At 41.5% G+C, this 13,630-nt stretch carries 16 protein-coding genes; 9 read left to right on the top strand and 7 right to left on the bottom strand.

What is annotated here, in order from left to right; translation table 11 throughout:
• The first annotated feature begins 29 nt into the window (after window positions 1-29).
• Window positions 30-611 carry a Crp/Fnr family transcriptional regulator gene (locus tag FHW88_RS03745; RefSeq protein WP_176623240.1) on the top strand — a complete coding sequence of 194 codons (582 nt, stop codon included), beginning with the start codon at window positions 30-32 and terminating at the stop codon, window positions 609-611.
• On the opposite strand, the gene FHW88_RS03750 is transcribed toward FHW88_RS03745, so the two are convergent.
• Window positions 608-1,198 (bottom strand): hypothetical protein, encoded by a 591-nt coding sequence (locus FHW88_RS03750; protein WP_176623242.1) that lies wholly within the window; start codon window positions 1,196-1,198, stop codon window positions 608-610. The two genes, FHW88_RS03745 and FHW88_RS03750, sit on opposite strands and share 4 nt — an antisense overlap.
• A gap of 167 nt (window positions 1,199-1,365) precedes the next feature.
• On the opposite strand from FHW88_RS03750, the gene FHW88_RS03755 reads away from it, so the two are divergent.
• A complete protein-coding gene (locus tag FHW88_RS03755; protein ID WP_176623244.1) occupies window positions 1,366-1,806 on the top strand; it encodes a DoxX family protein in 441 nt (146 codons plus the stop codon).
• Between the two features lie 23 nt (window positions 1,807-1,829).
• Here the strand turns inward: FHW88_RS03755 and FHW88_RS03760 are convergent, their stop codons facing one another.
• From FHW88_RS03760 to FHW88_RS03770, 3 genes are read right to left on the bottom strand one after another with little or no spacing between them, the layout of a single operon-like run.
• On the bottom strand, window positions 1,830-3,377 hold the full coding sequence (locus tag FHW88_RS03760; protein WP_176623246.1) for an FAD-dependent monooxygenase: 1,548 nt from the start codon (window positions 3,375-3,377) through the stop codon (window positions 1,830-1,832).
• Between the two features lie 57 nt (window positions 3,378-3,434).
• Window positions 3,435-3,674 carry a hexameric tyrosine-coordinated heme protein gene (locus FHW88_RS03765; protein WP_176623248.1) on the bottom strand — a complete coding sequence of 80 codons (240 nt, stop codon included), beginning with the start codon at window positions 3,672-3,674 and terminating at the stop codon, window positions 3,435-3,437.
• Window positions 3,675-3,732: 58 nt separating this feature from the next.
• Window positions 3,733-4,605 (bottom strand): AraC family transcriptional regulator, encoded by an 873-nt coding sequence (locus FHW88_RS03770; RefSeq protein ID WP_090523469.1) that lies wholly within the window; start codon window positions 4,603-4,605, stop codon window positions 3,733-3,735.
• 655 nt (window positions 4,606-5,260) lie between these two features.
• Here FHW88_RS03770 and FHW88_RS03775 point away from each other — a divergent pair.
• From FHW88_RS03775 to hmpA, 7 genes are all read left to right on the top strand, one after another.
• Window positions 5,261-6,082 carry a sensor histidine kinase gene (locus FHW88_RS03775; RefSeq protein WP_176623250.1) on the top strand — a complete coding sequence of 274 codons (822 nt, stop codon included), beginning with the start codon at window positions 5,261-5,263 and terminating at the stop codon, window positions 6,080-6,082.
• Between the two features lie 163 nt (window positions 6,083-6,245).
• Complete coding sequence (locus FHW88_RS03780; RefSeq protein WP_176623252.1) at window positions 6,246-6,653, top strand: hypothetical protein; 408 nt, start codon at window positions 6,246-6,248, stop codon at window positions 6,651-6,653.
• Window positions 6,654-6,664: 11 nt separating this feature from the next.
• Entirely contained in the window at window positions 6,665-6,997 is a 333-nt protein-coding gene (locus FHW88_RS03785) for a hypothetical protein (protein ID WP_176623254.1), read from the top strand.
• A 22-nt stretch (window positions 6,998-7,019) separates the two neighbouring features.
• Window positions 7,020-8,138: an ATP-binding protein gene (locus FHW88_RS03790; protein ID WP_176623256.1), complete on the top strand. Its 1,119-nt coding sequence runs from the start codon at window positions 7,020-7,022 to the stop codon at window positions 8,136-8,138.
• Between the two features lie 86 nt (window positions 8,139-8,224).
• Window positions 8,225-8,662 carry an RrF2 family transcriptional regulator gene (locus FHW88_RS03795; protein WP_090523487.1) on the top strand — a complete coding sequence of 146 codons (438 nt, stop codon included), beginning with the start codon at window positions 8,225-8,227 and terminating at the stop codon, window positions 8,660-8,662.
• Between the two features lie 369 nt (window positions 8,663-9,031).
• A complete protein-coding gene (locus FHW88_RS03800; protein ID WP_176623258.1) occupies window positions 9,032-9,418 on the top strand; it encodes a group III truncated hemoglobin in 387 nt (128 codons plus the stop codon).
• Window positions 9,419-9,460: 42 nt separating this feature from the next.
• Window positions 9,461-10,675, top strand: a complete 1,215-nt coding sequence (hmpA, locus tag FHW88_RS03805) for an NO-inducible flavohemoprotein (RefSeq protein WP_255485205.1) — start codon at window positions 9,461-9,463, stop codon at window positions 10,673-10,675.
• 77 nt (window positions 10,676-10,752) lie between these two features.
• On the opposite strand, the gene FHW88_RS03810 is transcribed toward hmpA, so the two are convergent.
• From FHW88_RS03810 to FHW88_RS03820, 3 genes are all read right to left on the bottom strand, one after another.
• A complete protein-coding gene (locus FHW88_RS03810; RefSeq protein WP_176623260.1) occupies window positions 10,753-12,093 on the bottom strand; it encodes a polysaccharide deacetylase family protein in 1,341 nt (446 codons plus the stop codon).
• A gap of 391 nt (window positions 12,094-12,484) precedes the next feature.
• On the bottom strand, window positions 12,485-13,039 hold the full coding sequence (locus FHW88_RS03815) for a carboxymuconolactone decarboxylase family protein (RefSeq protein ID WP_176623262.1): 555 nt from the start codon (window positions 13,037-13,039) through the stop codon (window positions 12,485-12,487).
• A gap of 17 nt (window positions 13,040-13,056) precedes the next feature.
• The gene (locus FHW88_RS03820) at window positions 13,057-13,602 is read right to left on the bottom strand and encodes a carboxymuconolactone decarboxylase family protein (protein ID WP_090523504.1); all 546 of its coding nucleotides are present in this window, start codon (window positions 13,600-13,602) and stop codon (window positions 13,057-13,059) included.
• Window positions 13,603-13,630 lie beyond the last annotated feature (28 nt).

The following is a 13,630-nucleotide window of genomic DNA, read 5'->3' on the forward strand; positions in this document are numbered from 1 at the left end:
CCCCGGATAAAGGAGATATTTGCTTTTATATGTTTGAGCAATTTAAAGAGTACATTGGCCAAAAAGCAACACTCACCGAAGCCGACTATGCTAAAATTGAAGCAGTTTGTATTTTTAAAAAACTCCGTAAAAAGCAGTATTTATTGCAGGAAGGCGATGTTTGGAAGTATAACGCTTTTATAACCAAAGGCTTGGTTCGATTTTACAGCGTTGATGAAAATGGCCGCGAAAACATAGTAAGTTTTGCCAAAGAAAACTGGTGGACCGGCGACCGTGCCAGCCTGCTTACCGGCGAGCCTTCTAAAAATAATATTGATGCTATTGAGGATACAGAACTGATACTGATTACCAAAACCAACTTCGACAGGCTTTGCCGTGATATACCGGCTTTTAACGATATGGTTAATGCCATTCTGAACAAAAGTTTCATCACCAGTCAAAACCGCATTCACTCGGCCATTGCCTTTACTGCCGAGCAAAAATATCTTGATTTTGTGCAGAAATATCCCGATCTCTCGCTAAGGGTGCCACAGGCGATGATTGCATCTTACTTAGGCATAACACCCGAAACCTTAAGCCGTGTACGAAAAGAAACTGTAAAGAAACATTAACCCTGAAACTTCATCAGTTCAATGTTTTTCTTTTTCATGGCTTGCAATACCGTTTTACCGTATTCTGTAAAATATTGGTGTTGTTGTAACAGGCTTAAATTAAGGGTATGCCATTCTTTGTCGCTATATTGCTTATCCAGATGTACTTCCCATTCCTGTTTTAAATCATGGGCAAAATCCAGGTAGTTTACAGATGCCAGGTGGTGCATATCGGCATCGCAAATAATTTGCTGGATAAGATTTTGGGGCGATTGCGGTACTTTTGTAGCTTCAATACAATCCCATACCTGTTGTATAAAATCATTATTGTAATGGTGCTGCATTAAAAAAGTACCGGCAATGATCATGCTGGTGTCTTCATGGCCGTTATAATGGTAAAGGTAGCCGGTGTCATGAAACCAGGCGGCCACTGTTAAGATAGTTAATTCCTGTCTTTTTAATTTATTGTGCCCGGCAATTTCAATGGCGGCGTTTACCACCCTTTGTGTATGTTCCAAATTATGAAAATACATAGTTGCCGGAAGGTTTTCTTCCATTAAGGAGGTAACGTAGGCAGCGGTCCTTTTAACAATACTTATGGCAGACATGTGAGTGATGCGATACTACCCTCACATTCTGTAGAAATTCTGGATAAATGATAGCCTGCATGCCTCTCAACAAAAAGATGACACTTTTATCTTATTTGTGTAAACATGGATTTTGCGTTTTTAAGCAGGATTTTAAACCTGTATTTTAGGTGCATAAATGTTGATAGATGAAAAATACACTTCAAATAGCACAACTTTATTTGCGCTTTGCTTTAGCGATTGGTTTTTTGCTGCCCGTGGCAGATCGCTTGGGTTTCATGGGGCCGGCAGGGCAAAATTCAGTAAGCTGGGGTAGTTGGGATAATTTTGTGGTTTATACCAATACGTTGATGCCATATTTGAGCCGGTGGGTGGCAGGTGTCATGGGTTTTTTAGCAACAGTGGCCGAGGTTTCAATAGCCATCATGTTTATTGTAGGTTTTAAGATTCGTACGGCGGCTTATGCAAGTTTTGCCCTTACGCTTACTTTTGCCCTTTGCATGACCATATTTTCAGGAATCAAGGCTCCTTTTAACTATTCGGTTTGGGCCGATAGCGCGGGTAGTTTATTACTGGCAAGTATAGCTACTTATCGCTGGAGCATTGATTTTATATATGATGAAGCTTAGTGCTTGTTAAGGTCTTTTAGTATTCATTTACCTTTGAAGGTATCAAAATAACCGCTTATCAAACCTGGGCTTATTTCATCGCTAAGCAGGCCTATATAATTGTCGGGCCGTATTAACAGGTATAAACCTGATTGTACCCCTAATTTTTGCCAGCTTTCATTAAGGGGTAAATTAACTACTTTGATATAATTTATTAAGTGATCAGGAATTAGGCCGTCGTACCCAATGCTGCCAATACATAACAGGTGAAATTTGGGTTCCATGAGCAAATGATAGATGCTTTGTAGTTTGCCTTCGTTAGTGGTCATAACGTAGGGGCACCTGTCGCCGGCACTAAATTTTAGCTTCTGTTTAATAAACTGCAGGGAAAGCGGGCTTTTTCTGTACGAATACCAAATTTGGGACAAGATCCTGAAAATGCGTTTTGAGATGCATTGGGTTGACAGTACGAGGCGTAAAATATTGGGCATAACGTAGGTGCGTAATTGATATAGGAACCAGTTACAGCTTGTCATGAATGCAAATATTTTATCGGTAAATTTCATGAGCCATTGGGCAAAAGGGTACCGTTCGTCATGATAGGTATTAATAAGTTTATCATCAGCAACGCCCTGCAGCACCAGGGCCAGTTTCCAGGCCAGGTTATGTGCATCCTGCAAGCCGGTATTCATGCCCTGTCCACCTGCGGGACTATGAATATGTGCGGCATCGCCCAATAAAAAACATCGGTTTATCCTGAAACTGTTAACACAGCGGTGATGTAGTTTATAAACTGAAAACCAGTTTAATTTTTCTATGTTCAGCGACAGCTTAATGTTGGCCGTGATCACATCTTTAAGATCATCAAAACTAACATTTTCTTTGCCTGCAAAACCTTCGGGGAGGGTACCTAAAATGCGGTAATTACCGTTGCCATACATGGGGAAAAAGGCGCAGAAATTAACACGCGACAGTGATGCGATGAGCTTGTTTGCTGGTTGCAGCCAGCTAAGCTTTACATCGGCCACAAAAAATTTATTTTGGTAGGTGCCTCCTTCAAAACTTAATCCCAGTTGCTGCCTTACCGGGCTCGATGAACCGTCGCAAGCCAGCAAGTAGGAGGCTTTAATACTTATTTTCCTGAACGGATCACTTTTATCATAAAGATTGGCCATAACGTGATCATCATGCTGTTCAAAACTAACCAAACTGGTTCGCCACAAAACGTCACGGCCTGTAGCTTTTAATTGCTCGTAAAGCAGTTCCTCGTTTTTAAACTGTTCAAATGCCTGCAGGTTGGGGAAATCGGTGAGTCCGTTGCCTGCGTTGGCTGTTTCAAGTACTGCTTTTTCCCGGCCATTCATGTAAATTGCAAATTTGCCAATCACCTGTCCCTGTTCAAAAACAGTATCAGCCAAGCCCATTTGCTGGTAAATTTCCATGCTGCGTGCCGTAACCAACATAGCCCGCGACTCATGGGTAGGTGCCGGCTTGGTATCGATAATAATAAACTCAACGTTAAAGCGGGCCAGCTGGCAGGCGGCCATTAAACCGGTTGGCCCGGCACCGATAATAATTACTTGTGTATGCACGATGTATTACCGGGCTTAAAATATGAAATTAATTGGCAAAGCTCGGCCATTGTTGCGCTATCGCCAGTAATTATTAGCTGCAGCTATTGTAGCAAATTCGGTTGCCACTGTTTGCCCTACGGCAATGAGCATCGCTGCGTCTTCGGCGTAAACACCTCTTAGCTTACCACGAATTTCGGCATCGGGCTGAGTTACTTTGATGATGAGCCTTGCCATTTTAATAGCAAGTTCACGGCCTTCCTGTGGAGTTGCTGTGATTAAGGAGTTGCCCGGGATTAATTGTACTTCTTCTGACATGATGATAAATTTAATTAATTGGTTATTAGGTTGATTAAATAAGATTGTGAATAGCTTATTAAAAAACAGGTTGCAATACAGTGCCCCTTTTCTTAAAATCAGAAAAGCTGATCCCGGTAGCATTTTTAAAGAATTTACTGAAATGGGCCATGTCGCAAAAACCCAGGTCATACGCTATTTTTTTCATGCAGTTGTCGGGGTGTATAGCTTGTTTTTTAGCTTCGGCTGCAACTCTTTGCCTGATGTGATGGCCGGCCGATTGTCCGGTCAATTTTTTTACCACTTCGTTAAGGTAATTGGGGGTTACAGATAATCTGTCGGCGTAATCGGCCACCATTTTATACTCCCTGAAGTTTTTATCGAGCAAGCTTATGAAGTTTTGTAATATGGAGGTATTGCGCGACTGTTTCGGCGCTTGTTCCATCGATTCCAACTGGCGTGAAAGATAGATGAGGAAGATCTTAAAATATCGTTTTAATATTTCGGCACGGTAAAGATTGTGCCGGCTATATTCTTTCATCATTATTTCGGTAATATCATTCATATCATCGGCCAGTTCGCTGTTAATGGTAACGATTGGTGTTTGATTAAATATTTGATGGATAGGGCTGTATATAAGGTCGCGGCCATAATCATCTACATCCAAAAACGAATCGGTGAACGATATTACGTAACCGTGCAGGCCATTGCTAAATTTAAGATCATGCAACTGGCCGGGTTTTATCAGCAGCAACTGATTGGTGTTAACCGCCTCCTTTTGCAAATTGAGCCTGTAATAGCCGTTGCCTGAAACTATCCATATCAGCATGAAATAATTGTTGGGAAGATCGACGCCGTTTTCTTTGATCCATTCGATAGTATGGATTTTGAAAGGGAGGCAATAAGATGCTTTCTCAAAATGTAGCGGTGCAAAATCGTTAAATTGTTTCATGGCTGCGAAGTTTAAAGCTTGTAAGGCATGTGCCTTCTCTCTATTTTCGTGCCGATGTTTTTATTTTATTGATAATCAGTTATTTGTATTTTGTTTTGAATAATGGAGCTTAACGAAATATCATCATATTGTTACTTGAGGAACGAAATATCGCATCTTTTTTATGTCACTAAACACATATTCCCCGGCCATCACTTGTCAACAGAACGGGTTGTTAAATGGTATCAGGAAAAATAATTTTACCGTTTATACCGACATGAACGCGGCTTAAGGTTGGAGTATAATATATAATATCGCGGGGTATTAATTATATAAATTAATATTGGTTTTATTGCAGGCAGGTAAATGCGATATGTAATTTATACATCAAAATCCATGTTTAATACATCGGCCGGTTTTATGAAGTATATTATTTTTATAAGTTGAATTTGAGTACAGGTTTATGTGTGTGGAGTTATGTGTAGCGAACAAGAACCTGTTAGTTTTAAGCTGACCATAAAAATAATATCAAGTGAATATCAATAAAAACTTATCGCGGTTTTATTGCAAGCTGACACTAACGGGCATTTTGCTTTTGATATCCACAAACTCGCCGGCGCAGCGTCACGATCATATCTTCCAGGCTGTTTTGTGGGCAAAAAATAGTGCGTTTGTTATGAGATGGGATCTTATAATTGTCGGCATTGTGGCGTTGCTTTTCGTTTTTGGGGGGGCTTATGTTGGTTATTGGCAAAAGCAAATAAACAGTAAACGGTTGCAGCTAAAGGAGAAGGAGATCAGTGAGCAAAGTCAAATGCTGCAGCTTTTAACTGCGGATAAAAACCGCTTGCTTGATGAAAAGGACTGGTTACTGAAAGAGGTGCATCACCGGGTAAAAAATAACCTGCAAATAGTGATGAGCCTGCTTAACACCCAATCGGCATTTTTAAAAAATAACGCGGCACTTGCTGCCATCCGTGAAAGCCAGAACCGTGTACAGGCTATAGCGCTTATCCATCAAAAATTATACAGCAGCTCAAACGTAGCCTTTATTGATATTGCTGTTTACATCAACGAACTGGTTAATTATCTTGCCGATTGTTACGACGCTCATGAACGGGGAATCAGGTTTGAACAGCAAATTGAACGTGTTAAAATAGACGTTGCCCAGGCCGTACCTGTTGGCCTTATGCTCAATGAAGCTATTACCAATGCTATTAAGTATGCTTTTCCGCACAAGCGTGGCTTTATAAACATCTCGCTTGGTACACTTGATGATAATAATATCATGTTGAGCATTGCCGATAATGGTATTGGCCTGCCGCAAGGTTTTGATATTAAAGAAGCGTCGTCATTGGGTATGGAAATGATGAAGGCCCTGAGCAAGCAGCTTGGCGGGAATTTTAAAATGGAAAATAGCGAGGGCGTGTCAATAACCCTGGTTTTCCGTGCCGAAAAGAATTTCGGGAATATCGAAAATGAATACTATCCTATATAGTATTAACGTCCTATTTGTCTTGGGTCATATGTAATTTGTACTACTGAAACCATAATTAGTACATTGATTTCGGGTATTTCCGGCCCGAACTTTACATTGTTAAATAACAGTTAATAATTAAGCATTAATTAATTGTGCGATAAAAGTGTAAAGCCCTCATGCTATGAAAAAGTTTGTTTGTTTGGCAGTTGCCTTCTTTACAAGTGTGTTGATGTTTATAGCAACAGGTTTATTTATTAAGCTTAACACATGTTTGATGGAACAACTGGTGCCCGCCAGGTTTTTCATAATCGTGCTTTATAGTATATGTTCATTGAAATTTGCTTTGCTGGTTATTATGCTTATACCGGACAAACCCGTGCTTAAGCAAATAAGCATTGGTTTTATATCGGCCGATATGTTTTTACTGCTATCGGGCAGCGTCACCGATTTGGCAATAAGTGTACCTGTGCCGCTTATTGCAATACAAGCATTACTCCTGCTTTTTTACATGGCTTTGCAAGGCCGTTTATGGCTTTATAAGGCCAATGAAAACACTATTGAAAATGAATTGATGGCATCACCTATTTAATGAATGGCAATATGCATCACTATGATGAACAATTGATTAACCTCATTATTGATCTGCAGGAGCGGGGCTTTAATCACGATTTTGTAATTGAGAATGAATATATCAGGTGCTTACAATACAACGAGCTGATTTCGCCCGATGATTTTGATATCCTGGAAACCTATCACTGCAAATCATCGGGAAAGAATAATGATTGTAGTTTGGTGTATGCCATTCGGTTAATTAACCATGACATGAAGGGCATATTAATGAGCGATTACGGGGTGTACATTAAAGGGATGTCATTAAGCTTATGGTCAAAATTTAATAATGTAATCAGGTTAAATCTATCAGTAATAAAATAAAATTTAAGAAAAACATATCCAAATGAACAGGGAAATCAGAAATATGGAAAGCCGGGCGGGGCTAATGCCCGAACATACCATAGGAGCAGCATACATAGGCAATTGGAAAATCCAGCTCCGGTCAAATAGGGTATCCTTTTGCCCGCGGATGCGCAAGATGCTTGAGCTATCAAAGGGATATGATGAAAATATCGAACAACTTTTTGGGCTGGTTAAACCCGGGCAGTTGAGCGGACTTATCCATGAGTTTAAGGTTGCCTCCTTTAATGGTACCAAATTTGAAAAGCAGGTGCAAATTGTAACTCCATCCGGTACCGAAAAATGGATCCGGCTTACAGGTGTTTTATACTCACGCAGGTGGGGTACTGCCGAACAAATGATTGGTACCATTGAAGATGTTACTCAGAAAGTTAACGAGGAATGCCTGAGCATGGCTATTGTAAATCATGAACTGCGTGCGCCGTTAACTATTATAAAGCTCAATACCCAGTTTTTAATTAACCATCTTGCACTCAGCATCAATAAACAACCGGTGAGGTTGCTGAACATGGTTGATCAGCACATTAACGGGATGACCAAACTGATTGATGAATATTTATCACCATCAACCGGCGAGGACAGATCAACACAGCTCAATTATAGCCTGTTTGATATTAACGACCTGGTTGATACAGTGCTTGGTGAAATGAGGATCCTTTATCCCGGACATCGCTTTTGTAAATATCCCACTGCCGATAGCATTTTGGTTAGGGGAGATAAATACAAGATTATCCAGGTGCTGATCAATTATTTAACCAACGCTGCCAAATTTTCGCCACCATGCTCACACATTAACATTAATATAGACTGTAACGAAAATGATGTTGAAGTATCGGTGCATGATGAGGGGGTAGGGATTAATGAGGAAAGCAGCCAGGCGCTGTTCCAGAAGTTTTACCAGTGCAATCAAAAATCGATAAGGCAAAAAAACAGCAAAGGCCTGGGTTTGTATATTGTGAAAAGCATTATCCAAAAACATGGCGGTACAGTGAAGGCCGAAAACGGAAAGGATGGAGGTGCTGTATTTTCTTTTAGCTTGCCGCTTAACCAGCAAAATAAATTTAACGTCACCAGCCCGGAAGCAATAAAACTAATGGCATAAACTGTCAGGTTTAAGTAAACGAAACAATAAAAGATATTTATATCTTTTATTGTTGATTTAAATAATTACTTTTGCTTTATAAAGCAATGGGAATATTTTCAAAAACATGTGAGTATGCGGTAAGGGCGGTATTTTTTATAGCCCAGCGCACCGCCGACGGCAGTAGGGTTGGCATAAAGGAAATAGCCGTAAACATTGATTCGCCCGAGCATTTCCTGGCTAAAATACTTCAGGATTTAAGTAGAAGAGGTATTATTCAATCGGTAAAAGGGCCCAACGGCGGTTTTTATCTTGATGCACAAAGCCTGGCCCGCCCGCTATCAGATGTAATAGAAGCGGTTGATGGCGGTGGCATATTCAGGGATTGTGGTTTAGGGTTAAAAGAGTGTTCGTCAAAAAATCCATGTCCCTTGCATCATGATTTTTTAGATGTAAGGAACCGTTTACAAAACATGCTTGAATCTATCACCATAGGCCAGTTCAACGAAGACCTGAACCTGGGAATTGTAGTACTGAAAAAATAAATCGCCCACCCGAAAAGTTAGGCGCGGTCAAAGCATTCCAATTTTAATGAATTAAATAAAAGAGGATGTTGAAGTAGTTAATTAAAGGATAAAAAGGTATTAATATTTTATATAAAAACCAAGTTAATACCTCAAAGAAATCCGATGGACTTTGAGGTGATATGAAAAGTAGAAGACTTACGAAATTTCAAAAACTTCATAAGTCTGGGCTCTGCAACTTGTCGCGAATAGCCGGTTGAAATACACTAAATGGTCTTTTTACGCGCGATTCTTAGACCGGTTTATACTGGCAAGGTGGTTAGGCTCAATGGAATAATAATTGTGATGGTTACTGCTAAATAGCGTGTATTTCAACAAATAAACAAACTAATGAACGATATAGAAGACCTAACATCAATTAAAATACTGGTTGATGAATTTTACACCAGGGTGCGCCTCGATGGTTTATTGGGGCCTGTTTTTGCCGAAGTTATAAAAAACGACTGGCAGCCGCACCTTGATAAAATGTACGCTTTCTGGAATGCTGCATTGTTTGGCGTTGCTGGTTTCAGAGGCAATCCCTTTGCCAAACATGCACCGTTGCCTATAAATGACGAGCATTTTAACCGTTGGCTGGAGCTGTTTACCCAAACGGTTGATACGCACTTTGCCGGGCCAATGGCTGATGATGCTAAGAACAGGGCGGGCCTGATGGCGGTAATGTTTCAGAGCAAACTCGCTAATATGAAGGGTGGGACCGGCAGGACTATTGTGTAATCCCCGTAGCCGCGTAATTAATTATAAATATATACTGTTAAAATGATGATTACTAAAGAACAAAAAGAGCTGGTTAAAGCCACAGTGCCTGTATTGAAAGAGCATGGAGTATTATTAACAACTCATTTTTACAACCGGATGTTTACTCATAACCCCGAACTTAAAAATGTGTTTAACATGGGCAATCAGCAAAACAGCAAACAACAAACCGCTCTTGCCATGGCTGTACTGGCTTATGCCGAGCATATAGAAAATCCGGGCGTGTTAATGCCCGTGCTTGATGGCATTGGTCAAAAACATACAAGTCTTGATATCAGGCCCGAGCATTATGCTATTGTTGGCGGTCACCTGATTGCCTCAATCAGCGAAGTATTGGGCGATGCCGCTACACCCGAGCTGTTCGAAGCATGGACTGTTGCTTACAATCAGCTGGCGGCCATTATGACTGGCCATGAACAAAACCTTTACAGTAAACAAGTGGCTAAAAAAGGTGGCTGGACAGGCTGGAGGCCATTTGTGGTAAAACAGAAAGTAAAAGAATCGGCAGAAATCACTTCCTTTTACCTTTATCCTACGCACGGCGGAGCGGTACCGGATTTTACGCCCGGTCAGTTTTTAAGCGTGCGTTTGTTTTTGCCCGAGCTGAACCTGTTACAACCCCGTCAGTACAGTATTTCAAGTGCGCCTAATGGCGAGTATTACCGGATTTCGGTTAAACGCGAAGCTGGAACAGCTTTGCTTGCCGATGGCATGATCAGCAACCGCCTGCATAATTTTGTTAATGAAGGTGATATCATCGAGGTATCTGCGCCGGCAGGTGGCTTTGTGTTAAATGGCGATGGTGACCACCCGATAGTTTTTATAAGCGGAGGTGTTGGCCAAACCCCATTAATGAGCATGATGGAAAGCCTGATCAAAAGCGGCAGTAAGCGACCAAAAACATGGGTTCACGGTTGCCGCGATAAAAATGTGCATGCTTTTAAAGAAGTTATTGAACACTGGGAAGGTAAAAACGAAGAGGTTAAAAAACATATTTTTTATAATGAGGTTGAGGAAGGAACCTCTGACGACTTATATGAAGGCTGGGTTGACCTGAACCAACTGGGCGATGAGATCTTTGAGCCCAATACCGAATATTACATTTGTGGACCGGCAGGTTTTATTGAACTGCATTACCGCGAATTGGTTAAAAAAGGGATCGATAAGCAACTGATCCATTTTGAAGAGTTCGGCCCGCAAACTTTGCAGTTGAACTAAAAGTAATTGTTAATTGGTGCTGAAGCAGGTTATTTTATCAAAAACTACTTCAGCACCAATTAAACTATCCAATATAATTATCCATTCTTTAGCGTTACTATGCCTTCATTTGGCTGAGCCTGATAGAGTACATAGGTACCGTGCTGATCTTTAGCTGTGTTAATTTTTTTGCTTTTTGAACCTTGGGTCACTGTTGCATTTGTCCAGCTTGGTGATACGTAGGTTTTGAGCGTTAATGGCAGATAATACATTCTACTATCAAGGCTATGGCTTACTTTTACCTGTATTATGTTTCCTGTAGTTGAAGCCACAGCTTTGCCGTGCTCGCGCTCGCGCATATAACGGGTTACATCGCCAAAAGTTGCTACCCATAGTTTATCGTTTTTGCTTTTGATGTATTGGAAATATTCATCGAGCAGAGTGCTTGGCAAGGCTTCGTAACCCATACTGTCAACCCCATGGAAAACAAGTACCAGCCAGGTATTGGTATGATTAAGCGTAGTATCAACCCAAAGTTTCATCATAGGTAGCGGTGTTTTTGTAGTTGCGCCGCGCTGCCATTGAATATAATCTTTATCTGTTGAGCCGGGTGTTTGTTTGCTGGCGCGATCAATTTCCTTTAACCATGGTTCGGGCATGCGATTGCGCAGGGCTGGATAAATTTTGAGTGCGTAGCCCATCACACGGTCGTTTTCAAAACCGTACGGGCACTCGGCCGAAAAGGTATGTTTAGGGCCAAGCTGGGCCAGGATGTCGGCCTTACTTTTTTCCAGTTCCCAAAGCAGATTTGGTTCATCCAAACCTGGCATGCTGGGGTGGGTGATGGAATGACTGGCAAACTCGTAACCTTTGGCGGCATCTTTTCTGAAATCATCCCAGGTTGAACCTATGGATTGTTTAAACTCATCATTAGGTCCATAACCCGGTTTCAATTCGCCGTTGCGGGCTTTGGCATAGATATCATCAAGTACCTTAAAAGCTTTTTCCTTTTTGCCGCTATCGTACAAACTTCCGGCCTGCGTGTGCGAAGCGATGGTACCCTTGTAACCTAAATACCCTGTGGCAGAGCACCGCTCAAAAAAGTTCTGATCGTTGGTTGGTACAGTTGCCGATTCTTTGATGATCTCCTTTACCGGGCGGCCAATAAATCTCCCATGGTATTTTGAGCCGGGAATGGATCCGGTAATGATGAAAAATGTTGCTGGCATTTTCAGGCGTTCCATTACCGGTAGGGCTTTCCTGAACTGGTTCATAGAGCCGTCATCATAAGTAAGGGAAACAGCCCCGGTTTTTCCGTATTGCCATTTGGTTATTTCGGTTGTGCCCGTTTTGGCTTGGGCGTTGCTTTGCACGCCTTGCAAGGCAATAAGTGCTGTGAGCAGCAGGGTTTTAATTGGTTTATGATTGGTGGTAAGCATAACTAAAATTAACTTTTTAAATTAATTTACAAAGTAATATTGCTGTTTCAATTGGTTGGATATGAAGTACCCTTTTTTAATTATATCTATAATAAGAAATGAGACCGTATAATAAACCAATTGACCAACCTTGGTGTTATGTTACCTGTGAATTGAAATTGGCCGATAATATTTATCCAAAAAGGGGGTTAACACTTTTTTTACATAAAAAGCAATCAACTGATTGATTATAAGTAACATAGTAAAAGAATGGCTCCGGATTCTGTTAACCCTGTTAACCCCCTTTTTGTCAGTAAAGGCAACTCACAACTATAGCTTAAGTACACAGATAAGCCAAAAAAAACCCGGAGCTTTTAACTCCGGGCCGTGGATGTGATAAAAAACTTAGGTGTTAAACTTTCTTAAAAATGCTTGATATGTAGCCAACCTCTGCGCGTTCGGGTGCCCGGTCAACGTAGATTTGTCTATCTTGTGGTGCCCATGTACCTAAGCCGTCAACATAGCGGTTGAACATGCAAAAAGCCGCAGCAATTAGTACAGTGTCATGGATCTCCTTATCATCAGCTCCCTCCGAGCGGGCCGCTTCAATTTGTTTGGTAGTTACATGTTTACCGCCTTTTTGTACGCTGCCGGCAATGGCCAATAGGGCTTTCATTTTCGCTGAAAGATCAGTTGCCGAAAAGTTGGCTTTGATGGCATCTATCTCGTCAATAGTGCAGCCAAGGTAGTGCCCGGCTACAGCGCCGTGCACGTTCTGGCAAAAGAAACAGTCGTTGAGGTAGGATACATAGGTTGCTATCAGTTCACGTTCTCCGCGCGATAAGGAGTTGTTATCGTTGCGGAGCAATTGCTCGGCAAGGGCATTTAACGGGGCCTCTGTTTCCGGACTATAAAACATCAACCCACGAATGCCGGGCAGATCGTTATTTAATTCTATATGTGCCATATTTGTCTGGTTAAAAATTAATGCTGAGGTTGTGGCAATACATAGCCTTTAGCCATACGTTTGCCCATTTCGGCATAAGCTTCCGGGTCGGTAGGGGTAAGGCTGGCGAGGCCGTCAACATAGCGGTTAAACATGCTAAAGGCGGCGGCTATTAACACTGCATCATGGATCTCGCGGTCGGTAGCTCCTTCTGCACGTGCTGCGTCAACGTCTTCCTGTTTTACTTCTTTTCCTAAGATCTGCACTTTGCCTGCAATATTCAGTAAAGCTTTTAGCTTGGCGCTGATGGGTGCTTCGGTCATCTCGCGTAAAACCTCGTCCACAATTAGGGCATCATCCTCGTATAGACAACGGGCAGCGGCTGCATGACTGCTGTAACAAAATGTGCAGTTGTTACGATATGATACATAAGTGGCTATCAACTCACGGTCGGCCGCACTAAAGGTTGATTCTCCGCGTAATAATACTTCAGCCAGTTCATACAAATACTGACCGGTTTCGGGCCTGAACATTACCAGCGAACGGATGCCCGGAACGCCTTCGGGTACATTGATGTGTGCCATATTTTTAATTAGTGAATTAGTGAGTTAT

The organism is Mucilaginibacter sp. SG538B (genome assembly GCF_013376065.1).
In the GTDB taxonomy this organism is placed as follows: domain Bacteria; phylum Bacteroidota; class Bacteroidia; order Sphingobacteriales; family Sphingobacteriaceae; genus Mucilaginibacter; species Mucilaginibacter rubeus.

Excerpts from the sequence above, each read along its gene's own strand:
- FHW88_RS03800 (WP_176623258.1), top strand. The coding sequence starts at position 9,032 with ATGAACGATATAGAAGACCTAACATCAATTAAAATACTGGTTGATGAA.
- FHW88_RS03755 (WP_176623244.1), top strand. The coding sequence starts at position 1,366 with ATGAAAAATACACTTCAAATAGCACAACTTTATTTGCGCTTTGCTTTA.
- FHW88_RS03795 (WP_090523487.1), top strand. The coding sequence starts at position 8,225 with ATGGGAATATTTTCAAAAACATGTGAGTATGCGGTAAGGGCGGTATTT.
- FHW88_RS03780 (WP_176623252.1), top strand. The coding sequence starts at position 6,246 with ATGAAAAAGTTTGTTTGTTTGGCAGTTGCCTTCTTTACAAGTGTGTTG.
- FHW88_RS03750 (WP_176623242.1), bottom strand. The coding sequence starts at position 1,198 with ATGTCTGCCATAAGTATTGTTAAAAGGACCGCTGCCTACGTTACCTCC.
- FHW88_RS03810 (WP_176623260.1), bottom strand. The coding sequence starts at position 12,093 with ATGCTTACCACCAATCATAAACCAATTAAAACCCTGCTGCTCACAGCA.
- FHW88_RS03775 (WP_176623250.1), top strand. The coding sequence starts at position 5,261 with ATGAGATGGGATCTTATAATTGTCGGCATTGTGGCGTTGCTTTTCGTT.
- FHW88_RS03815 (WP_176623262.1), bottom strand. The coding sequence starts at position 13,039 with ATGGCACATATAGAATTAAATAACGATCTGCCCGGCATTCGTGGGTTG.
- FHW88_RS03790 (WP_176623256.1), top strand. The coding sequence starts at position 7,020 with ATGAACAGGGAAATCAGAAATATGGAAAGCCGGGCGGGGCTAATGCCC.
- FHW88_RS03745 (WP_176623240.1), top strand. The coding sequence starts at position 30 with ATGTTTGAGCAATTTAAAGAGTACATTGGCCAAAAAGCAACACTCACC.
- FHW88_RS03785 (WP_176623254.1), top strand. The coding sequence starts at position 6,665 with ATGCATCACTATGATGAACAATTGATTAACCTCATTATTGATCTGCAG.
- FHW88_RS03765 (WP_176623248.1), bottom strand. The coding sequence starts at position 3,674 with ATGTCAGAAGAAGTACAATTAATCCCGGGCAACTCCTTAATCACAGCA.
- FHW88_RS03820 (WP_090523504.1), bottom strand. The coding sequence starts at position 13,602 with ATGGCACACATCAATGTACCCGAAGGCGTTCCGGGCATCCGTTCGCTG.
- hmpA (WP_255485205.1), top strand. The coding sequence starts at position 9,461 with ATGATGATTACTAAAGAACAAAAAGAGCTGGTTAAAGCCACAGTGCCT.
- FHW88_RS03770 (WP_090523469.1), bottom strand. The coding sequence starts at position 4,605 with ATGAAACAATTTAACGATTTTGCACCGCTACATTTTGAGAAAGCATCT.